A 21,995-nucleotide genomic window follows, 5' to 3' on the forward strand; every position below is an offset into this window, starting at 1 on the left:
TATTGGGCCGAGCAGGTCAAGGCGAAGCGCGTCGGCGAGGATGTGTGCCGTCGACCGTTGAAGGCGAGATTGGCGACGGGTGTTCAGAGATGTCAGCCGAATATCGGCTCGTCATCGGACTGGAGCAGTGAGGCACTTCGCTCAAATCGCGCATGTGTCTCAGCCAGCTTAAGTATTTCTGAACGCGCCTTCACATCTTTGATCTTCATGAAGGCCGCTACAAGACGAATCGATTCGTCGATACCTCTGTCGTGATCCTTGTTTCTCACGAGTTATCCAGGGCTGAGCGCCGTGCTGTGTCGGGAGTCGCGGCTTCGCAGAGCGGAAGAAAGCCAGTGTCAAAAAAAGGGCCGGGATCAGGAAGATCCCGGCCCAGTCGGGGAGAACTGATGGCGCAACGCCTCGCGTCGTCTGGCCGATTGACCGCCTGGCGCCATTTGCTCGCGATTCTTGAACCACTAAATTTCAAGGATTTCCCGAACATCATCTGGAGAAGCAATCTCTCGTCCGCAGCCCCTCGCGATCAGGCACGTTCGGCGAACGAGCTCCTCGTTCGTCAGGCAGTCGTATTCTCTATAGGGATAATCGCCGATTCCGGGAGCAATGTTACCACCGCGCCTTGCTACGCCTTCGCACAGGTTCAACAGATTCCCGCCAACGATGTTGGCGGTCCAACTATGACGGAGCCCTTTCGGCAGGAAGGGCAAGAACGCGTCCAATCCTTCGAACGTTCCAGGATGGCCTGTGAGATACGGACCGTCGGTCATGTTGAGCAGGAAGTAACCGGGCTCAGCCACAAGTCCCATTTCCATGAAGGCTATCGCGCGTCGGACAAACCCGATCGACCAGCAAGTCATCTTCGGCTTTATGCCGGCCGATTTAAGAGAACGAAAATAGTGCTCAACGGCGGAAGTGCGGTTTTCATAGATGCGATCAGAATGTTCGAACACGCGCTTATCTTCGTCGAACACGTCGAGATTGGTGCTTCCGGTATCTATGGGAACGATATCGGGTTTGGTCTCTGGATTCTTGGCAAGTTCGAGAATGCAGTTTATGCGCGCGTTCGGATCCGTATCGTTGGCAAAGAAGCCGAGCGTTGGCAGTATCAGTAGATCGCATTTTTGCCGGACTTTGCGAATGATCTCGGCGTTCTTCTCGGCGGTGTGGAGGGGGGACCCATCGTCCGCGCGAGCGTGAAAATGCAGGATTGACGCTCCTGCCTCGCGACAGCGGGCGGCAGTCTCCGCTATCTCATCTGCGGTCCATGGTACGTGAGGATTCCCATCGCGCATCGCATATTCATTCACGCGGGCCTCAATGATCATCTTCTTCAGCATTTTAGGTGCCTATTGCGAACGACCACGCATGCTTCTGGTCTTGACTGAGTTTCCGCGAGGGTAAGGCGTCATTGTCAAATACCCAAACGAGTTTTGAAGCCCCACTTGTGAGGAAAGCTCACAGCCGTTAGAGTTCGGTCTTTAGGAGGGGTCCGATCGTGCGTCCCAGGCCGTCTCTCAATGCATTGCGTGCTTTCGAAGCAACCGCGAGGTTGCGGAGCATGACCGCGGCCTCGCTCGAACTGTCCGTGACCCATGGGGCGGTCAGCCGCCATATCCGGTCGCTCGAGGAATTACTGGGCGTCCCGCTATTCGTGCGATCGTCCTCCTCGACAGACCCGACGCCCGATGGGATCCGGCTGGCCGAGGGCCTGACAGCGGCCTTCAACCTGATAGATGCGAGCGTGGAGCAGGTGCTGCCTGGGCCGCTGACGGTTTCGTGTTCAGCGACCATAATGATGTATTGGCTGATCCCCCGCCTCGCGGCATTTCATGAAGCTCATAGGAGTATCGAGCTCCAGTTCAACCTGAATTACGATCAAGTGGATTTCATCCGCGATAAGGTGAGTGTCGCCATTCGCTCCAGCACCATTACCCCGCCTCGTGACGTGGTCATCAAAGAGCTTGCGCGGGAGTGGATTTCGCCTGTTTGCGCGACGTCTTACGCGAAGTCTAACAGACTCCAGGACCCTAGCGATATTGCAGGTTGCCGGCTGATGGGGACACGAACACGCCCGGAGGCTTGGTCAGATTGGCTTGACGAGATGCGGTTGCGGCAGGACGTCCGCATTCACGACTCTTACGACCATTTCTATCTTCTCATCCAGGCGGCGCTATGTGGGCTCGGCTTGGCGTTGGTTCCGACGATGTTCGTCCTTGACGAAATCAACAGTGGAAGACTGGTTGCGCCGTTCGGAAGCATCCCCGGCAAGCGTAGGCTGATGCTTTGGACAGCCCCTCATGTCGCATCTCGCCCAGAAAGCAAAGCCGTAGCCCGTTGGCTCACGAACGAAATGTCCGCTACAGCGGAGATTTGCGCAACGCTGGCACCTGTCAACGCCTAGTGACGCTTTCGCACCTGCGAAAGGCCCTTACCGCGGTTATGCTCGAGTAGACCAGGCTAGGCCGGTGTAACTTTTCCTCACATGTCGCTTCACTAATATCGTTTGCGGCCGAGGCTTACTCGGGGTCAAGATATCAACGTTCCTCATACGATCGACTTTTCGCCGTACGGATGAAGGGACAAATTTTCGGAAGAAACGCAGCAAGTTTCGGCAGGGCGTCACAATGCGCAGCGATAGTCCGCGATCTGAGTTTACGGCCCGATATCTCGTCGAGACCGGCGATAGCCTGGAAAAGGCGGCGGAAGTCATCGCAGGAGAGCAGTCAAGCGGGACATTTCTCTCTTTGCCGGGCGAAACGGATGAACTGAAAAAGCGGTCGCGTGCACGAGTGCTTCGGATGACAGAGCTGCCATCTGTCGACACTCCGACCTTGCATAGTGCCTTCTATGAGCGGAGGCAGAGACCAAAGGCGTTTCGGCGCGGCGAAATCGAGATCGCGTTTCCGATCGATAACGTGGGCCGCAATATCCCGACATTCCTGGCGACCGTTGCGGGCAATCTGTTCGAACTCGGTGAGATCACGGGGCTACGGCTGCTGGACATCGGCCTTCCCGTCGACTACGCCGCCAGCTTTCCGGGGCCGAAGTTCGGCGTGGATGGTACCCGACGGTTGGCCGGCGTTTTTGATCGGCCGATGATCGGCACGATTTTGAAGCCAAGTATTGGCATGTCTCCATCCGAGACTGCCTCGTTGGTCGATAAGATCTGCGAAGCTGGGATCGATTTTCTCAAGGATGACGAGCTAATCGCAGATCCACCTTACGCGCCTTTCGAGGAGCGCCTGAAGGCGGTCTTTCCCGTGATCGAGAAGCATGCCGACCGGTTGGGCCGGAAGCCAATGTACGCGATCAATATCAGCGGTTCGATTGACGACATGCGACGTCGCCATGACCTCGTGCTTCGGGCCGGCGGAACGTGCATAATGGTGAGCGTCAATTGGTGCGGCTTCTCTGCGATTGAACATTTGCGAGCCTGCACAGATCTTCCGATCCATGGTCATCGCAATGGGTGGGGCTTATTTACCCGCCAACCCTGGCTTGGCTTCGATTTCTTGGCATTTCAAAAGCTGTGGCGGCTGACGGGTGTCGATCATCTCCACGTAAATGGCCTAAGGAGCAAATTCTGGGAGCCGGATGACTCAGTCATCTCGTCCGCAAGCTCGTGTCTTGCGGCCTTTTCAGGCGTCAAACCGATGATGCCGGTCTTCTCTTCGGGGCAATGGGCGGGGCAAGCCGGAGACACATTCGAGCGTCTCGGCAGCGTAGACCTCATGCACCTCGCCGGCGGCGGCATCATGGGGCATCCTGGCGGTATCGCCGAGGGCGTCATGAGCTTGCGAGAGGCTTGGGAAGCGGCAGTCCAGGGTGTGCCCGTAGCCGAATACGCAAAGTCCCATCCGTCGCTTCAGCTCGCGCTTTCCAAGTTCGGGGGCGCGACGTGACACAAGCTCGCTATCGGTTGGCATTCTACGGTGATGATTTCACGGGGGCGACGGATGCGCTTGAGGTCATAGCATTTGCTGGGCTCCGTGCTGCTCTCTTTCTCCGTCCTCCGAGCCCCGATGTTTTAAAGCATTTTGGGGACATCGACGTGGTCGGCCTTGCCGGGGTGAGCCGTAGCATGTCTCCAGCGGAGATGACCGAACATCTGGAGAAGGATCTACGGTACCTTGCATCGCTTCGCGCGCCAATCGTTCACTACAAGGTGTGCTCAACCTTTGACAGCTCGCCCGAGATTGGCAGCATCGGTCGAGTCATCAAAATCGCAAAGTCAATCTTCGGCGATACAGTTCCGATCGTTGGCGGCACACCTTCGCTTCAAAGATATTGCTTTTTTGGACACCTGTTTGCCCGGTCCGGAACCGATGGCACTGTCTATCGCATCGATCGGCATCCGGTCATGAGCGTTCACCCAGTGACGCCCATGAACGAAAGCGATCTGGCGGTTCACATTGCACAGCAGGCAACGCTCAGGATCGAGAAACTAACATCTCCGGTCCTCGACCAGGGCTTTGAAGCGGCCGCTCGGCGCTTCAATGATCTGGCGGAGGGTGGGGCGGACGCGATCCTGCTGGACTCCGCGAATGCGTCACAACTTACTCAGGTCGGGCGGCTCATCGCTGATTGGGCTGGGGTGAGCGGAAGCGCATTCGTGGTTGGGCCGTCGGGTGTGGAGTATGCACTGACGCAATGGTGGCGGGAGGCCGGTGTTATTCCGCCGCCGTCTAGCACCTACGGCAATCCAGCTGCGATCGATCAAGTACTCGCCGTGTCGGGCAGCGCCTCGCCTGTGACAGCGTTACAGATCGAGGCCGCCGTGCGGGCTGGATTTGCAGAGGTGCCGCTAGACGCTGCTGCTCTACTTGATGATTGCCAACATTCGGCGTCCGCCAGGCAAGTCGTCGGACTTACCGTCTCGCTGCTCAAAGAAGGGCGCAGTGTCATATTACACACAGCCCGCGGTCCTGGTGATCCTCGGATCGGAAAAATGATCGACATGCTCGTCAGCGGCGGCATGTCACGTGAGCTCGCCAAGCATGAAGGTGGCAGAAACCTTGGTCGGAAGATTGGTCAGCTCGTCAGCGACATCCTCGCGGAGGTACCCTTAAAAAGGTTGTTGTTGTCGGGGGGCGACACGTCGAGCCAGGTTGCGCAGCTTTTGGATATCGATGCGCTTGAAATTCAAGCTCGCGTAAGCCCTGGTGTCCCACTTTGCCGAGCAAGATCGATCCGCGGACGTCTCGACGGACTTCAGATTGCGTTCAAAGGTGGCCAACTAGGCGACGAAGAGTTCTTTAAGCGCGGATGGCTTGGTCAAGCCTAACAAAGACGAAATAGGGAGGATGCCATGAGTGTCCCAACACTGCCAGCAAGCGGCGTGGCCGTGCGCGATGATGAGGTAGCCCCAACTTTGGGCGCGCCCTTGGAAGAAACGATGGAGACATCAAGCCATCACGGGCTACTCGCGATCATGGACTCTATCGATCGGCTGATCGGTCGCGGTCTTGATGTCTGCGTCATGCTTTTGCTCACTGCCGAAATCCTGTTGCTGTTCGCGGGAGTCTTGGCCCGATATGTGTTCCTCCGCCCCATCATATGGTCTGACGAGCTGGCCTCCATGCTCTTCCTTTGGCTGGTTATGCTCGGTTCGGCGATAGCGCTGCGACGAGGTGAACACATGCGGATGACGGCGCTATTTGCGTTCGTATCCCCCCGGATGCGTGCTCATCTCGACGCTTTCGCGTTGGCGGCATCGTTGGGGCTAGTCGTCCTGCTGTTTCCCGCAGCGCTCGACTACGCTCTCGAGGAAGCCATTGTCAGAACACCGGCCATGGACCTTTCGAACTCCTGGCGGGCTTCCGCCGTCCCTGTGGGTTTCGGCTTGATGGGCATTTTTGCGCTGTTTCGCCTAGTTCGTCTCGGTGACACAAGGCAAATCTTGTCTGCGTTGGCCATCATTGTACTCCTTGTCGCCGCGTTCTGGCTCCTTCAACCGCTCTTTCGTCCGCTTGGAAATGCAAATCTGATCATATTCTTTGTGATCGTGGTTGCAGGCGCGGTCCTCGCGGGCGTTCCGATAGCGTTTTCTTTCGGCCTCGCGACATTTGGCTATCTGATCCTCACCACCAGAACTCCGCCGCTCATCATCGTGGGGCGCATCGACGAGGGTGTGAGCCACTTGATCCTGCTTTCGGTGCCACTGTTCGTATTTCTCGGACAACTCATCGAAATGACAGGCATGGCGCGGGCTATGGTCGCCTTCCTCGCCAGCCTGTTAGGGCACGTACGAGGCGGCCTTCTGTATGTTCTCGTTGGAGCGATGTATCTCGTTTCCGGTATCTCGGGATCAAAGGCCGCGGATATGGCCGCGGTGGCACCGGTCTTGTTCCCGGAAATGAAGCGTAGAGGTGCGAACGAAGGCGACCTAGTCGCGCTGCTCGCCGCGACCGGTGCTCAGACCGAGACCATCCCCCCGAGCATCGTCCTCATCACGATCGGCTCGGTCACCGGCGTCTCTATTGCGGCTCTGTTCACCGGCGGCCTTCTACCTGGCGTTATTCTGGCAGTCACTCTCTGTTGCGTGATCGGGTGGAGATACCGCAACGAGGACCGCAGCCTCGCGCGCCGCGCGCCCGCAGCTGAGATCGGTAAGACGTTCCTTGTTGCCTTGCCGGCGATCGCATTGCCGTTCGTTATTCGATCCGCCGTGATCGAGGGCGTCGCGACGGCGACCGAAGTTTCGACCATCGGCATATTCTATTCGATCGTGGTCGGTGCTTTATTCTACAGACAATTCGACTGGCGCCGGATCAAGCCGATGCTGGTCGAGACCGCGAGCCTGTCCGGTGCCATTCTCTTCATCATCGGTACTGCTACGGCGATGGCTTGGAGTCTGACTCAGTCGGGCTTCTCCCGCTCTCTGGCTATCGCGATGAAGGCACTGCCGGGTGGGTCGATGAGCTTCATGGCTGTGTCCATCGTAGCTTTTGTTGTGCTTGGCAGCGTTCTTGAGGGCATCCCAGCCATCGTCCTCTTTGGGCCGCTGCTTTTCCCGATCGCCCAGGCGCTTGGTATCGATCTCGTTCACTATTCGATGGTCGTCATATTGGCGATGGGCGTCGGCTTGTTCGCACCACCTTTCGGCGTTGGGTACTACGCGGCCTGCGCGATCAGTCGCGTAAATCCTGATGCTGGAATGAAGCCCATAGTGGGTTACATAGCGGCGTTATTGATAGGACTCGCAATCGTAGCGTTGGTCCCATGGATTTCGACGGGATTTCTGTAACCGCCAAACCGCGCGATATTGCGAGTTAAACGGAGGAAGCCATGAAAGATATTGTCAATCGCCGGACGTTGTTGAAGCGAGCAACTTCGGTGGCTTTGGCAGCTGGCATCGGACTGCCGATCAGGCGCGCCAGTGCTGCGGAGTTTCCGCTCAGATGGGGCTTTAACCTCGCTGAATCCCATCCGATCACCGCTCGCGCAAGGGAAGCAGCTCAGCGCGTGCTGTCCGAAACGAAGGGCAGAGTGGAAATTAATGTATTTCCCAACAATCAACTCGGTGGCGACACAGATATGCTGTCGCAACTACGTGCCGGCGGGCTCGATCTGTTCCTCAACTCAGGGATTAACGTCCTGTCGACAATCGTTCCGTCTGCGTCAATCTACGGACTTGGGTTCATCTTTCCGGACTACGATGCTGTTTGGAAGGCGATGGACGGCGAACTTGGCGACGCTTTGCGCCTCAATATCGGAAAGGCGAACCTCGTCCCCATGGCCAAGATGTGGGACAACGGCTTTCGCAACATCACGACGAGCACGAAGCAGATCAATACTCCGGCCGATTTAAAGGGCGTTAAGATCCGCGTGCCAGTGGGCGCACTTTGGACGTCGATGTTCCAAGCTTTCGGTGCGGCGCCAACGGCTATCAATTACAGCGAACTTTACTCGGCACTTCAGACCAAGATCGTCGACGGTCAGGAGAACTCGTTGGCGAACATCTTCACGGCCAACCTTTTCGAGGTTCAGAAGTACTGTGCTCTGACCGGTCACATGTGGGACGCTTTCTTCTGCGTGGCGAACAAGCGGAACTGGGAGGCCATTCCGAAGGATCTTCGGGACATCGTTGCCACCGCAATCAACGATGCGGCGCTGTCCGAGAGGAAGGATATGGCGACACTGGCGACGTCGCTTCGCGGTGATCTGAGCAAGAAGGGTCTCGTTTTCAACGAACCAGACGTCAACGCATTTCGTGACGCGCTTCGAACGGCCGGCTTTTACAAAGAATGGCGAGCCAAGTATGGCGAGGAACTGTGGACGATACTTGAGCGTACGACCGGCAAGCTGACCTGAACACGATTGCGGGAGTTATCGAGATGAGATTGAACAATAAGGTGGCGCTCGTCACCGGGGGAGCGCGCGGTATCGGCTTCGCGATCTCGAAGGCATTGGCGCGCGAGGGGGCTCGCATTGTGATCGCGGATCTCAACCTGGACGGCGCTAAAGCGGCGGCGGCGGCTCTCGAAAATGCCGATCGTGACCATTTTGGGCTAAAAGTCGACGTGGCCGATCAGCGGTCCGTGGGCGAATTGATAGACGGATTGACCAGCCGCTGTGGCGGATTGGACATTCTGATCAACAATGCCGGAATCGGTGGCAACACTCCGTTCCTCGACATAAAGCTTGAGGACTGGCAACGAATGATCTCGATCAACCTGACCGGTGCGTTCATTGTGGCTCAATCCGTGGCGCGCCAGATGGTTAAGCAAGGGCGCGGCGGCAAGATCATAAACATCGCGTCGCTCTCGGGTCAGCGCGGCGGGAACGGACGCGGCGCATATGGCGCGGCAAAGGCCGGGTTGGAGTTGCTGACAAAGGTCATGGCGGTCGAGCTTGCTCAGTACCGCATCAACGTCAACAACATTGCTCCAGGAGCTATTGAAACCGAGATGGCGAAGACCGCGCACGACTCGGCAACGCGTCGAGCGTATGAATATCTGATTCCGATGAGCCGCTACGGAACTCCGGAAGAGATCGCTGACGCAGCAGTCTTCCTGTCATCGGACGAGAGCAGGTATGTCCACGGCCACACGTTGAACGTCGACGGCGGCTTCCGTGAGGCTGGCCTGATGTTCGGGCCGGACAAGACGCCTCCCCGGTAGCGTGGTCCTTGTGGGGCCGTTTCGTTCGGAGCGAGCCCAGGTTGTCAATTGAGAGGCTATTCACGTGCGCCGAAACCGCCGAGCGAAAATCGTAGCAACGGTTGGGCCAGCTTGCTGGGAGCCAGAGATGCTTCGAACGTTGTTCGAGGCTGGTGTCGACACCTTTCGCCTCAACTTCAGTCACGGGGCGAGAGAGGACCACGCCAAGGTGCACGCGGCGATACGCGCCCTCGAAGTTGAAACGGGTAGGCCAATTGGCATCTTGCTTGACCTTCAGGGTCCTAAGATCCGGATCGGTGCTTTGCGTGATGGAAGCCTGACGGTAGCGGCGGGTGAAATCATTAGATTCGCCCAGGGAGACGCTCTTGACGATCGGAATGCTATCCCGTTGCCGCACCCAGAGGTGTTTGCGGCCGCGGCACCTGGTCACGATCTGCTGATCGACGATGGTCGCCTGCGCGTTCGCGTTAAGGCACTCTTCAGTGACAGTCTCCATGCCGAGGTAATCGTTGGTGGGAAGCTCTCCAACCACAAGGGCGTTAACCTCCCGGGGACAATCCTGAATGTGTCTCCGCTCACCTCAAAAGACCGGGCTGACCTCGACTTCGGCCTTCGGCTCGGCGTCGATTGGGTCGCGCTGTCGTTTGTCCAGCGACCGGGAGATCTCCTCGAGGCGAGGGGGCTGATCGGAGATCGCGCAGGGCTCGTCGCGAAGATCGAGAAGCCGGCCGCTCTCGATCGGATCGACGACATCATAGGCTTGTCAGACGCAGTCATGGTGGCGCGGGGCGATCTTGGCGTGGAGATTCCCCACGAAGCCGTCCCTGGTCGGCAGAAGGAGCTGGTGCGAGCCTGTCGATTGGCGGTCAAGCCTGTGATCGTGGCCACCCAGATGTTGGACTCCATGGTGTCTTCGCCGACGCCGACTCGCGCGGAAGCGTCCGATGTCGCCACTGCCATCTACGATGGAGCCGACGCCGTGATGTTGTCAGCGGAGTCCGCCGTCGGCCGCTATCCACTCGAGGCGGTGGAGATGATGGATCGCATCATCCGCAGCACCGAGCGTCACAAGATGTATCGTTCCATTGTCGATGCCTTGCGCCCGGAAGAAGAGCAAACGCCACCCCACGCGGTCGCTGCCGCTGCGGCGGGCTTGGCCTCAGCGATCCATGCGGCGGCCATCGTCGCGTACACGTCCGGAGGCACGACCGCGGCGCGCATCGCGCGCCGCCGTCCAGATGTGCCTGTGCTTGCTGTTACCCCGAGCTCGGAAACAGCCCGTCGTCTGTGTCTTCTTTGGGGGACGCACAGCATGTTCTCGTCCGACGTGAGCAATTATGAGGAGATGGTGTCACGCGCCGTCTCTACTGCAGTCGGAGAGCGCTTCGCCCAGAGCTCAGATAACGTGGTGATCGTTGCCGGAATACCGTTCGCCCAGGCAGGAACCACCAACAATATCCGGGTCATCGCGGTACCTTGAATCTTTGAAGCGGCCCGTCTTGAACGCAGGCCGCGACCTGCGCACATTTTCTGCCTGTCTTTGGGAGAAATCCCGAAGTGCTGGTGGCTGCCACGAGAACAAGGGGTGAGGAATGGCTGGGCCTACCACGTTGAAATCAAAGCGCGCGGCTTTCCCGACCCTGCGGTTCCGCGCCAAATCGTAGTGGGCTTCGCGACGGTGCTTAGCGTCTCGGCCGGCAGCATGGCTTTCGCCTATTTCGGCTTTGAGCGTATTTCGAATTGTGTCGGCTCCTACCAGGCCAGTGTCTCGGAGGCCGATTTAGCCCGCAACATCGACCGCGAGCTGCTCGCGTATCGCTCAGTCGCCCGGTACTTTGTGATGTCCGGAAGAGACGATGACGCGAAAGCTGCGCTGGATGCTGAGGGCGGCCTTAAGAAGGCGATCGATCTAGCGATCAAGAGCGTCAAGTCGCCAGCGCGACTGGCAAGCCTCGAAAAGCTTGCAAAGGAATTCTCTCAGTTCTCTGCGACATTCGGCAGGATCCTCGCGGTCAAGCGCGATAGTGCGCTGATCGTGCGCGACCAGCTCATGCGTAATGCGAGCCTCTGAAATACAAGCTCGAAGAAAGTCGCCTCGGTACATCCGAGACGGAAACGCAAGCGATCGAATTCGGCACAAAGCGGGTCAATACGCAATTCCAGACCGCAACTGCGGGTGTAAGCAACTTCTTCCTCAACGCGGACGAGTCGGTCCAAGCAAGCGCGCTGGCAGCGTTGAACGCGGGAGAATTCATTGAAAGCGATCTATTCGAAGGATCAGAAGATCGTTTCCGGCCTTAAGGAGGCCGAGGCGCTGCTGGCTGCCTATCGCGGGGCACTGGAGAAGCTTGCGGCGAACGCAAAGATGATTGATCAACTGGTCATCGACATGAGCGCCTCGGCTGGCATGATCATGCAAGGCGCAACTGTGATGACGTCCGATCTCATTTCCGAGCAACAACGACTGGAGACGGAGTCGAGGCGAACGATCGGTCAGACCGAGCAACTTATCCGATGCTCGGGGCCGGCGGTACGCTGCTCGGCGCGGTTCTCGCCTTCCTGCTTGGCATCGGGATTTCCCGACCTATGGTTGCGATGTCCACGGCGATGAGAGAGTTGGCCTCGGGTAATTTTGACGTGGTGTTGCCAGGGCTGGGCCGCAAGGACGAACTCGGGGAAATGGCCAGTGCAGTCGGAGAGTTCAAGCTGCAGGCGATCGCGAAAGCCGAACGCGATGCCGCTTTGAGCGAAGTACAGAGCAAGAAGCAAGCGGCCTCCCGCAGCGCCGAGCTGATACATTTTGCCGATGGTTTCGAGACCGCCGTCGGCTCCATAGTGTCCAACGTCTCGACCTCGGCCGTGCAGCTCGAGTCCGCACGCCACGCTAACGCGCACCGCGGAGACTACGCAAAACCTGTCTAGCCAGGTCGCGGTCGTCTCCGGGCAGACCTCCTCGAACATGCAGGCTGTCGCGACGGCGACGGAGGAGCTCTCGGCTTCAGTTGGGGAGATCGGGCGTCAGGTCCGCGATTCGAGCCGCATCGCAGAAGCTGCGGTGATGCAGGCCAAGGAAACCGATAACCGCATCGGCAAGCTGTCCCGTGCAGCCCAACATGTCGGTGACGTGGTGAAACTGATTACTGCGATCGCCGAGCAGACCAATCTTTTGGCGCTCAATGCCACCATCGAGGCGGCGCGCGCTGGCGAAGCAGGGCGAGGCTTTGCCGTGGTCGCAAGTGAGGTGAAGTCGCTTGCGAGCCAGACGGCGAAGGCGACCGACGAGATCTCGGCCCACATTGCCAATATGCAAGACGCACCGGCTGAATCGGTCGGGGCGATTAAGGAGATCGGTGCTACGATCGGTCAGATCTCGACGATTGCTGCCTCGATCGCGAGCGCTGTCGAGGAGCAAGGCGCCGCCACGCAAAAGATCGCGCGCAGCGTCCAGAATGTCGCGCAGGGCACGCAGGCTGTGGTCACTAACATCGACCAGGTCAACACGGGGCGCGGCCGAAACGGGAGCGGCTTCCGAAGAGCTGCTGAGTTCGGCCAGTACGCTGTCGACTGAGAGCACCCGACTTCGCGCCGAGTTGGACCGCTTCATGGCCAATATCCGCGCGGCTTAGCGGATTTCGATCGCGTCCCGCTCACGTACTTGTGATCGATGGTGGCGACCTCACGTGTGCTTCCGACCGTTTTGTGGGTACTCGCCGCGTTTCGGAGCTAAATTGGCTACCTTGCCGCCATTACGATCAGGGGCGGCTGCATTTCACACGTCTTGTCAATCCGGAGGCTCGGGGCTGCTCTCCGAGCGTTGTGCCTGGCTCGCTCTCTCTCCGATACATTCCAATTTGCGAACCCTGCAAAGTTAACTCACATCGATGTTAAAATTAATCGATTGCCATGTCCTATCCTCATCGCGCCTAGTGAGGCTTCTTCGCTTCGAAGACCGGGCACCGCTCGAGCCCAACGCATTTGGCGTGTCGCAAAGGCATTTGACCGACAATAGGAGCGGAAGCCGGCTTGAAGAATAATCGGAGGAACGCGGATGGACTTGGGGTTGCGTGGCAGAAGGACGCTCGTTCTTGGTGCGGGCGGCGGCCTTGGACGCGCAATTGCCAGATCGTTTGCCGAAGAGGGCGCGCGCGTCGCCCTTGGCGACATCAATGCTGAGAGCCTCGACCTCACGGCGCAAGACATCGTCGCAGCAGGCGCAGACTGTCTTCCGGTGGTTTGCGACTTAGCCGACCTTTCCTCGATTGAGGGGAACGTTGCGTTGATTGAGCAAACGTTTGGCCCCGTTGACGTGCTCATTAACAATACGGGCGGGCCTCCACCCACTCCAGCATTTGGGCAGACGAGCGAGGTGTGGAATAAGTACTTTCAGGCGATGGTGCTGTCGGTGATTGCGCTTGCCGATCGTGTCCTTCCGGGCATGCGTGAGCGCAAATGGGGGCGGATCATCACAAGCACCTCATCCGGGGTGGTCGCGCCCATCCCAAAACTTGATATTTCGAACTCACTGCGGCTCTCGCTAGTCGGGTGGTCGAAGTCCCTCGCTCGCGAGGTCGGGCGCGACGGCGTTACCGCAAATGTCGTATTGCCCGGGCGCATCGCGACGCAGCGAATTCTCTTCTTGGGTCAGGCCAAGTCTGAACGCGAAAACTGATCAGTAGAAGCAGTCTCCGATGAGAGTACAGGGGCAATCCCACTGGGCCGTTATGGGAATCCCGAAGAGTACGCCGATGTCGTGACCTTTTTGGCCAGTGAACGTGCGTCGTACGTGACAGGGCCAGTCATTCGGATCGAGGGAGGCCTGATTGCCAGCATTTAGTAGATCAAATTGAGAGTTTGAGCATGGGGGAAGAGCGTGGTTCTAACTAGCGGCATAAAGGGAGTGGTTCCAATTGCCCCAACACCCTTCCACGAGGATGGTCGGGTCGACGAATCGTCTCTGGATCGCATGACAGATTTCTTTAGGGTGTGGTGTCGACGGCATCACAATTCTGGGCCAGCTCGGCGAAGCACCCAAACTCGACCATCAAGAATCGATCGCGATCGCAAAGCGCATCATTCGACGCGCTAACGTACCCATCATCGTCGGGGTGTCGGCGCCGGGCTTCGCTGCCATGCGCTCTCTTGCGCGAGAGGTCATGGAGCTCGGTGCCGCCGGCGTCATGATTGGACCGCCGAACACGTTGAGAACCGACAATCAGATTGTGACCTACTTCGGTCAGGCCGCTGAAGCGATCGGCTCCGACATTCCTTTCGTGCTTCAGGACTATCCGTTGACCTTCTCAGTCGTGATGACCCCGGCCGTAATTCGCCGGATCGTCTCGGAGAACGAATCGTGCGTCATGCTGAAGCACGAGGATTGGCCGGGAGTAGAGAAGATCACGACCCTGCGTGGATTCGAGCGCGATGGCTCAATGCGCCACATTGCCATCCTGACTGGCAACGGCGGCCTATTCCTGGATTTCGAGATGGAGCGTGGCGCCGATGGTGCCAACACAGGGTACGCCGTTCCCGAAATGCTCGTCGACGTGGTCAAGCTGTCCGCCGCTGGACGCTGCGACGAAGCGCACGACCTTTTCGGCGCGCATCTGCCCTACCTGCGGTACGAGCAGCAGCAAGGACCGCTCGGTCTTGCCGTACGCAAATATGTCCTGAGGCGGAGAGGCGTTCTGGCCTCAGATGCGCAGCGCAAGCCCGCCCTCGCGCTCTCTACCCAGGCAAAGCAAGAGATTGACTACCTGCTAGATCGAATAGCGCGCAACGATAAGCGTGCGGTGCTGGCGAGGTAGGTGCGTAAGGCGGTCCATGAAAACCCGGCGGACCGTTTTATGCCAGCAGGATTGCTGCATGATAGTGGCCTGCGTTGGAAACGCCGGCAGCCTGTGACCAACCTGCTTGTTCCTGCAGGTTGGTCTTATTGGAGGTTGAAAGCATGAGCTGGAGTGATTGCGGCTGCTGCAACGCCAATCGGATCTAGGAGGCAAATCGATCAACCTCGATTGATCGAGCATTGCAGATGGTTGCTCGAATCGGGCGGATGCGACGCAGTCAATCTCCTTGGCACGACCGGCGAAGCGACATCGTTCGCATTGCAACAGCGCGTGGAGGCGATGTCCCACGTATCGAAGGCGGGATTGCCGATGTCCCGGTTTATGGTTGGTACGGGCGCGGCGGCAGTTGACGATGCTATTGCTCTTACAAGAGCCGCCGAGGATATGGGTTTCGCAGGTGCGCTCCTCGTGCCGCCCTTTTATTGCAAGGGCATAACTGAGGACACCGTCGTGAATTACGTGCAAAAGATCATCGATGAAGCAGGTTTGAAGCAAACGAGGCTCTACCTCTATCATATTCCGCAGTTCTCAGGTGTGCCGTACACGATCGACATCGTGGAACGCGTCAAGCTGAAGAATCCAAACGTTTTGAGAGGCGTGAAAGATTCGTCCGGCGATCTAGCATACTCCAGAGAGCTGGCGAGGCGTCTGCCGGGAATCGATGTTTTTCCCTGCTCTGAAGGAACTCTTTCGTCAGCGAACGAGCATGGGTTTGCCGGGTGCATTTCCGCTACCACCAATGTGAGTGGCGCTCTGGCGCAGGAGGCTTGGAGATCGAGGGGAACTGACGCAGGCAGACGTGCGGGCGACAAGGCCATGGCGATCCGCGAAATTCTGTCGAGGTTTCCCCTTGTACCTGCAGTCAAATGGGCAGTTTCACTCGTTCATGCGGATCCGTTCTGGAGACGCTTGCAGCCCCCTTTGGCTTCACTGAGTGCAGACCAAGCAAAGGCCTTGGAAGCTGCACTGCCAGAGCTGAACTAAATAGGCGACGAGCCGTCGGTAGTGCCTGATCGGCGTATTCGCTCGCTCTCGTGTTTTGGTATGGCGAGAACCCGCTTGGCCGATGGCAGCGAAAGACCAATTTAGCCGAGGCGGAGTGAAGGAAGAGCCATGCCGATTGCATTCCCAATACCTGACGAGACCGTACTCGGCCGCCGCGACGAAATTCTGACCGGTCTTGGCCAACTCGTTGCCCCGCAAGCGCTCATCGTGTCCGAAGACGAACGCCGCGCCTTCGAGACCGACGCGCTTACAGCTTATCGGCGCGTGCCGCTTGCGGTTGTGCTGCCGTCGACCACGGCGGAGGTGTCCGCCGTCCTGAAATTCTGTGCGCGAAATCACGTGAGGGTTGTTCCGCGCGGCGCCGGTACATCGCTCGCAGGCGGTGCGATTCCGCAGGAGGATGCGATCGTTCTCGCCGTATCGAAGATGAATGAGATCTTGGATGTCGATTTCGTGAACCGGACCGCCCGAGTGCAGGCGGGCGTAACTAACCTTGCGGTGAGCCAGGCGGTTGCGCACAAAGGCTTTTTCTATGCACCCGACCCATCGAGCCAGCTCGCCTGCACAATAGGTGGCAACATCGGCATGAATTCGGGTGGGGCGCATTGCTTGAAATTCGGCGTGACGACCAACAACGTCCTCGGCGTGACGCTCGTCCTGCTAGACGGAACGATCGTTGAGATTGGCGGCGAGTACCTCGACAGTGCTGGCTATGACCTCCTCGGCCTAATCGTCGGATCGGAAGGCCAACTCGGCGTAGTCACCGAAGCCGTCCTGCGGATTCGTTGTGCAGCGGAAGGCGCTAAGCCAGTTCTGTTCGGGTTCGATACGAGCGAGGAATGACACGCTACACTCCAACGTCGGAGGCTGACGTCTGTGAAATCGTTAGAGAAGCGTCTGCGCGGCGTACTCAGCTGGCGATTCAGGGCAGTGGGACAAAGCGCGCTTTCGGCAGGCCGGCGCAATTCGATTCGATCCTTTCGTCATCGCAAATGACAAGAGTCACGCTCTATGAGCCGGCGGAATTCGTGATTTCCGCTGAGCCTGGCGCCTCTCTCAGCGAGATCGTTCGGCTGCTCGCGGAGCATCGGCAAGAGCTGGCTTTCGAACCTCTCGACTACCGCCCGCTGCTGGGCTGTGACGGTGAACCGACGATCGGGGCGGTCGCCGCGATGAACCTGTCGGGACCACGTCGAATCGCTTGTGGAGCGGCTCGCGATAGTTCGCTCGGGCTGCGGTTCGTCAACGGGCGCGGCGAGGCGATCAAATCCGGCGGCCGTGTGATGAAGAACGTGACCGGCCTTGACCTGGTCAAAATCATGGTCGGCGCGTATGCTACCCTTGGCTTCCTGACCGAAGTCACATTCAAGTTCGTCCCGAGCGCGCCACGTTGCGCAACATTGTGCTTGGCGGACCTCTCGGATCAAACCGCCATCGCGGCGCTGTCGGCGGCGCTCGGCGCGCCCTATGATGTCAGCGGTGCGGCGCACCTGCCCGCGGTAGTCGGTGGCGGCGCGCGTACGTTGGTCCGGGTCGAGGGCTTCCCCGAGTCGGTTGAATATCGCCTCGGTGAACTGCTGTCGCTCCTGAAGCGGTTCGGCGCGGCCGAGGTGCTTGCCGACGACACCGGGAGGGGTCTTTGGCAGGCGATTCGCGATGCAACAGTCCTCGCGGAGCCGCGCGATGCCGCAATCTGGCGCATCTCGACCGCGCCGAGCAAAGGTCCTGATGTCGCGGCGCGCATTGCTCGGGCTGTCGAGGCCGGGTGGTTCTTTGACTGGGGCGGTGGATTGATCTGGCTGGCGTGCCCAACTGCCGACTCCGCCGGTGCAGCGACAATTCGTGGGGCGATCCGGAAAGCCGGTGGACATGCCACCCTCGTGCGCACACCCGAAGAAGTCCGTGCTGCGGTCGATATATTTGATCCGCCGGTCGAAGCCGTCGCGCGGCTTCAGGCCGGGTTGAAAACCTCTCTCGATCCGGCTGGCATATTCAATCCTGGCCGAATGTTCCCCGAGTTGTAACGATGCAAACGACTTTTACCGCCGAACAACTGCAGAACCCCGCGACAAAAGCATCGGAAAAGATTCTGCGGAGCTGCGTCCATTGCGGCTTCTGCACCGCGACGTGCCCGACATATCTGCTGCTTGGTGATGAGCTCGACAGTCCTCGCGGGCGCATCTACCAGATCAAGGACATGCTGGAAGGCAGCAAACCGGCGACGGCTCCTGTCGTCAAGCATGTCGACCGCTGTCTATCGTGCCTATCATGTATGACCACCTGTCCGTCTGGCGTGCATTACATGCACCTTATCGATCACGCGCGGGCCTACATTGAAGAGACGTACCGGCGGCCCCTGCACGACCGGCTCGTCCGGGCCATGCTCGCATTGATCCTTCCGCATCCGCATCGCTTCCGTGCTGCGATAACTGCGGCGCAGATGGTCCGGCCGTTGAAGAATGTTTTGGCCGGTTTGCCGCATGTTGGAAATCGGCTTGTCGCGATGCTCGATCTCGCGCCGCCTCATGTGCCGCCTCGGTCCGCCTCGGAAAGGCCTGGTGTTTTTCCGGCGATAGGCGAGAAGCGCAGCCGTGTTGCAATTCTCGGCGGTTGTGCGCAGCCCGTACTACGACCCGACTTTAACGAGGCGACCATCCGGCTCCTGACCCGCCATGGCGTCGAAGTTGTGCAGGCCAAGGGTGAGGGATGCTGCGGCGCTCTGGTCCATCATCTCGGACGCGAACGCGAATCGCACAAGCTTGCAAAGAAAAACATCGACGCGTGGATCACGGAGATGGATGGCAAAGGTCTGGACGCGATCATCATAACGACGTCCGGATGCGGAACGGCGATCAAGGATTATGGCTACATGTTCCGTGACGATCCCGTCTATGCAGAGAAGGCACGCCGGGTTTCCGCAATCGCGCGAGATATCACCGAATTCCTTTCGCCCATGAAACTGCGCTTCTCGTCAGAAACGCGCGATCTCGTCGTCGCTTACCATTCGGCTTGTTCGATGCACCATGGGCAGAAAAACACTGAGGATCCGAAGGCGTTGCTTAAACGGGCCGGCTTTACGGTGAAGGATATCCCAGAGGGACACATCTGCTGCGGGTCGGCGGGGACCTACAACATTCTTCAGCCCGACATCGCGAAACGTCTCGGTGAACGAAAAATGGCAAACATCCGGCGTGTAGATCCAGACCTGATCGCGACAGGCAACATCGGCTGCATCGCAGATCGGCGATAGCGCCGGCATACCGATCTTCCATACTGTCGAACTGCTCGATTGGGCGACCGGAGGGCCAGCGCCGAAGTCCTTGTCCGCCGAACTGAGAGGCGGGCGAGGTTCAGAGGGCGCATTAGCGCTTCCCCGATCACACTGACAATCAAACGTCGGAGTTCTTAGTCCTTTCCCAAGCTTCGTGTTGGATCGCATCTATGGCGCTTACTGGCTGACTGGCTTGTACATTTCGCACCGCGCATCCACGACGCTGACATTTTCCATCGGCACAGACAATGCGTATATCGGTCACGCCTATGATTATTGTCACGGGTCAGGAGAGCACCCCGTCCGCCACCAGATCGTCGATATCATCGAGCCAACACGGCCGCTCACGAAGCTAGTGCTGCAGACCGCATCTGGAGAAACGGTTCGGCCCTGTCTCCTCGGAGCTCTCGTAAGCTATCCTTATCTGCGAAGCAGCGACCATCATTGACGGATGGACGCATTAGCTCACAATTGCCGTGGTCGGCCGCTACCAGGAACGCGCCTCCTGCGGCGCAGTCCCCTCAGCGATGCGGCTAGTCTGGCTGCCAGGTCGACACTATGCCATGGAGGATCGAGAAAGTCGCCGCTCTAGCCGAAGGCAAAGGGCCGATCTTCCCGGATGTCCGTGCAGAATCGCTCAGACCTATGGGAGAGGCGTCTCGGACAAATTCATCGCTCCCCACCGTGACCTCGGAATTTCCATCGGCCCGGCGGGCAAGCCGCCAGTCCGTTCCGTGCGAAGGAAAGTGTAGCATACGAGCGACGGAAGCCCTCGAAATTGGCTGTGCGCTTGCCCGACGGCTTCGTCGGCTGACTCCTCCGTCAACCTCATGCTTGAAGATCACGAGCATCACCGGGCGGTAGTGCGTCATTCAAAGACACCCACCTAGTTTGATGACATAGAAGTGCGCAAACCTCTAATTCGAGGCCGAGCGGGTTGCAAGGGCCGATCGGCCAAGGAAACGGGCGCTTTGACCCAACTCCCGCTCAATCCGCAGGAGCTGGTTATACTTGGCCAGACGATCCGAACGCGAAAGGGAGCCGGTCTTGATCTGACCGCAGTTCGTCGCTATCGCCAGATCAGCTATGGTAGCGTCCTCCGTTTCGCCGGAACAATGTGACATCACGCAGGCGTAGCCGGCGCGATGGGCGGTCTCAACCGCATCAAGCGTCTCCATCAAGGTCCCGATCTGATTGACCTTAACAAGGAGCGCGTTAGCTACTCCTCGCGCGATGCCCTGCTCCAACATAGCCCGGTTAGTCACAAACAGGTCGTCACCTACGAGCTGCACTTTTGATCCGAGCGAGCCGGTGAGAGCCAGCCATCCCTCCCAATCATTTTCGGCCATGCCGTCTTCGATCGACACGATTGGATAACGGGCGCACAGTTCCTCGTAGAGCCGCACCATGCCAGCCGCATCCATCGTTCGACCTTCGCCGGAGAGCTCATAGCGGCCATTCTTGAAAAGCTCGCTCGAGGCCGCGTCGAGGGCAAACACCACCTCGTCACCAACCCGAAAGCCCGCCGCCTCCACGGCCTTGACTAGAAATGCAAGCGCCTGATCGGTGCTTGACAGATCGGGTGCGAAGCCGCCCTCATCGCCTACGTTCGTATTATGACCCGCATCTTTCAGCGCCTTCTTGAGGCTATGAAAGATTTCAGCGCCAATGCGCAGGCTGTCCGAGAATGTCTCAGCGCCGACTGGCATTATCATGAATTCCTGAAAGTCGATGGCGTTGTCCGCGTGGGCGCCGCCATTGATGACGTTCATCATCGGCAGAGGCAACACGCGGGCTCCAACGCCGCCCACGTATCGCCACAGCGGCTCGCCCAACTCATCTGCAGCGGCCTTTGCACATGCTAGGCTGACGCCGAGGATTGCGTTGGCCCCCAGGCGACTCTTGTTGTCGCTGCCATCGAGTTCACGAAGGATGCGGTCGGTCGCGATCTGGTCGAGCACGTTGTGGTTCTGGAGCGCGTCGGCTATCTCCCCATTCACGGCTGCTACTGCATTCAGGACACCCTTACCGCCAAATCGGCGCCTATCGCCGTCCCGCAGTTCGACAGCTTCTCGCGTGCCTGTAGACGCTTCCGAGGGAACGGCGGCCCGCCCGCGCGCGCCGCTTTTGAGAACCGTCGACTTCGACCGTCGGATTCCCTCGGCTATCGAAAATCTCTTGTGCGCGCACACGGTCGATGATGGTCATCGCTCATCTCCTTCTTAGGTCTGTTCGACCAGAGGGTTGAAATTGTTTGGCCGGCTCATGCGTGCGCCGGTTCGCTCGGCATCCTGCAACGTGCAACGCTTCGTTACCCAGCAAGGCCGAATGGAATGCGGCCTGAAGTATCTCTGGATTTCTCCACGCAGTTCGGTCCCTATCGAGTTCCGGTAGCAGCGTTCGTCGGGCATAAGAATAGTCAGGTGCCACTCGTAGATCGGGTCGAGCCGATTAAGCCAATCCGCGCCGGGCGAGCAGCCAGTATCGCTGCGTGCTAACTGAGCCGCTCGCCGTCACGGTCAATCCGAACCTCGAAATGTCTCGCTAACAGCTCGATCAAAAAGCGCACGAGTTCGCCGCACGCATTTCGCGCAGTAGCACGCTGACGGATTTCAGAAGATTTTGTCATGCGCAACAAGAGGGATGACAATCGATTTCTTGTCAGATGACCGTGAATAAAACTCACAGACTAAATTCGAGAAGTGTTCACGGCGCTCCAGTATAACAGTCATGTCAAAGCGGCCTAAGGGA

The 21,995-nt window shown here is 58.6% G+C and carries 11 protein-coding genes and 6 pseudogenes; 14 read left to right on the plus strand and 3 right to left on the minus strand.

The window, feature by feature from the left end:
- Window positions 1-92 precede the first annotated feature (92 nt).
- Both NLM25_RS08955 and NLM25_RS08960 read right to left on the minus strand, forming a co-directional pair.
- Complete coding sequence (locus NLM25_RS08955) at window positions 93-269, minus strand: hypothetical protein (RefSeq protein WP_254136677.1); 177 nt, start codon at window positions 267-269, stop codon at window positions 93-95.
- A gap of 189 nt (window positions 270-458) precedes the next feature.
- Window positions 459-1,337 carry a 3-keto-5-aminohexanoate cleavage protein gene (locus NLM25_RS08960; RefSeq protein ID WP_254136678.1) on the minus strand — a complete coding sequence of 293 codons (879 nt, stop codon included), beginning with the start codon at window positions 1,335-1,337 and terminating at the stop codon, window positions 459-461.
- A 158-nt stretch (window positions 1,338-1,495) separates the two neighbouring features.
- Here NLM25_RS08960 and NLM25_RS08965 point away from each other — a divergent pair, with 158 nt between their 5' ends.
- The 14 genes and pseudogenes from NLM25_RS08965 to glcF all read left to right on the plus strand — a co-directional run bounded on the left by NLM25_RS08965 (window position 1,496) and on the right by glcF (window position 19,359).
- Window positions 1,496-2,401, plus strand: a complete 906-nt coding sequence (locus NLM25_RS08965) for a LysR substrate-binding domain-containing protein (protein WP_309143589.1) — start codon at window positions 1,496-1,498, stop codon at window positions 2,399-2,401.
- A gap of 223 nt (window positions 2,402-2,624) precedes the next feature.
- On the plus strand, window positions 2,625-3,902 hold the full coding sequence (locus NLM25_RS08970) for a ribulose-bisphosphate carboxylase large subunit family protein (protein ID WP_254136680.1): 1,278 nt from the start codon (window positions 2,625-2,627) through the stop codon (window positions 3,900-3,902).
- Window positions 3,899-5,284 carry a four-carbon acid sugar kinase family protein gene (locus tag NLM25_RS08975; protein WP_254136681.1) on the plus strand — a complete coding sequence of 462 codons (1,386 nt, stop codon included), beginning with the start codon at window positions 3,899-3,901 and terminating at the stop codon, window positions 5,282-5,284. The genes NLM25_RS08970 and NLM25_RS08975 overlap by 4 nt, the downstream gene beginning before the upstream one ends.
- Window positions 5,285-5,395: 111 nt before the next feature.
- Complete coding sequence (locus NLM25_RS08980) at window positions 5,396-7,246, plus strand: TRAP transporter large permease subunit (RefSeq protein ID WP_254124186.1); 1,851 nt, start codon at window positions 5,396-5,398, stop codon at window positions 7,244-7,246.
- A 41-nt stretch (window positions 7,247-7,287) separates the two neighbouring features.
- Window positions 7,288-8,313 carry a TRAP transporter substrate-binding protein gene (locus NLM25_RS08985; protein ID WP_254136682.1) on the plus strand — a complete coding sequence of 342 codons (1,026 nt, stop codon included), beginning with the start codon at window positions 7,288-7,290 and terminating at the stop codon, window positions 8,311-8,313.
- Window positions 8,314-8,336: 23 nt separating this feature from the next.
- Window positions 8,337-9,122 carry an SDR family NAD(P)-dependent oxidoreductase gene (locus NLM25_RS08990; protein WP_254136683.1) on the plus strand — a complete coding sequence of 262 codons (786 nt, stop codon included), beginning with the start codon at window positions 8,337-8,339 and terminating at the stop codon, window positions 9,120-9,122.
- Window positions 9,123-9,186: 64 nt separating this feature from the next.
- A complete protein-coding gene (pyk, locus tag NLM25_RS08995; RefSeq protein ID WP_254136684.1) occupies window positions 9,187-10,602 on the plus strand; it encodes a pyruvate kinase in 1,416 nt (471 codons plus the stop codon).
- 112 nt (window positions 10,603-10,714) lie between these two features.
- Window positions 10,715-12,748 (plus strand): annotated as a pseudogene (locus NLM25_RS09000) (methyl-accepting chemotaxis protein).
- A gap of 422 nt (window positions 12,749-13,170) precedes the next feature.
- Window positions 13,171-13,956: pseudogene (locus NLM25_RS09005) on the plus strand (SDR family oxidoreductase).
- A 36-nt stretch (window positions 13,957-13,992) separates the two neighbouring features.
- Window positions 13,993-14,926: pseudogene (locus tag NLM25_RS09010) on the plus strand (dihydrodipicolinate synthase family protein).
- Window positions 14,927-15,079: 153 nt separating this feature from the next.
- The gene (locus NLM25_RS09015; RefSeq protein ID WP_254136685.1) at window positions 15,080-15,952 is read left to right on the plus strand and encodes a dihydrodipicolinate synthase family protein; all 873 of its coding nucleotides are present in this window, start codon (window positions 15,080-15,082) and stop codon (window positions 15,950-15,952) included.
- Between the two features lie 129 nt (window positions 15,953-16,081).
- Window positions 16,082-16,813, plus strand: a pseudogene (locus NLM25_RS09020) (FAD-binding oxidoreductase); the annotation flags it as partial.
- The gene (locus NLM25_RS09025; RefSeq protein ID WP_254136686.1) at window positions 16,813-17,997 is read left to right on the plus strand and encodes an FAD-binding protein; all 1,185 of its coding nucleotides are present in this window, start codon (window positions 16,813-16,815) and stop codon (window positions 17,995-17,997) included. The pseudogene NLM25_RS09020 and the gene NLM25_RS09025, both read left to right, overlap by 1 nt.
- Window positions 17,998-17,999: 2 nt before the next feature.
- Window positions 18,000-19,359: pseudogene (glcF, locus tag NLM25_RS09030) on the plus strand (glycolate oxidase subunit GlcF).
- Window positions 19,360-20,161: 802 nt separating this feature from the next.
- On the opposite strand, the pseudogene eno reads toward glcF, so the two are convergent.
- Window positions 20,162-21,452 (minus strand): annotated as a pseudogene (gene eno / locus NLM25_RS09035) (phosphopyruvate hydratase).
- Between the last annotated feature and the right edge of the window lie 543 nt (window positions 21,453-21,995).

Source organism: Bradyrhizobium sp. CCGB01 (assembly GCF_024199795.1).
GTDB lineage: Bacteria > Pseudomonadota > Alphaproteobacteria > Rhizobiales > Xanthobacteraceae > Bradyrhizobium.

Bases quoted from the DNA above. Each gene is read 5' to 3' on its own strand.
- NLM25_RS08990 (WP_254136683.1), top strand. From the start codon at position 8,337: ATGAGATTGAACAATAAGGTGGCGCTCGTCACCGGGGGAGCGCGCGGT.
- NLM25_RS08985 (WP_254136682.1), top strand. From the start codon at position 7,288: ATGAAAGATATTGTCAATCGCCGGACGTTGTTGAAGCGAGCAACTTCG.
- NLM25_RS08970 (WP_254136680.1), top strand. From the start codon at position 2,625: ATGCGCAGCGATAGTCCGCGATCTGAGTTTACGGCCCGATATCTCGTC.
- NLM25_RS09025 (WP_254136686.1), top strand. From the start codon at position 16,813: ATGACACGCTACACTCCAACGTCGGAGGCTGACGTCTGTGAAATCGTT.
- NLM25_RS08980 (WP_254124186.1), top strand. From the start codon at position 5,396: ATGGAGACATCAAGCCATCACGGGCTACTCGCGATCATGGACTCTATC.
- NLM25_RS08960 (WP_254136678.1), bottom strand. From the start codon at position 1,337: ATGCTGAAGAAGATGATCATTGAGGCCCGCGTGAATGAATATGCGATG.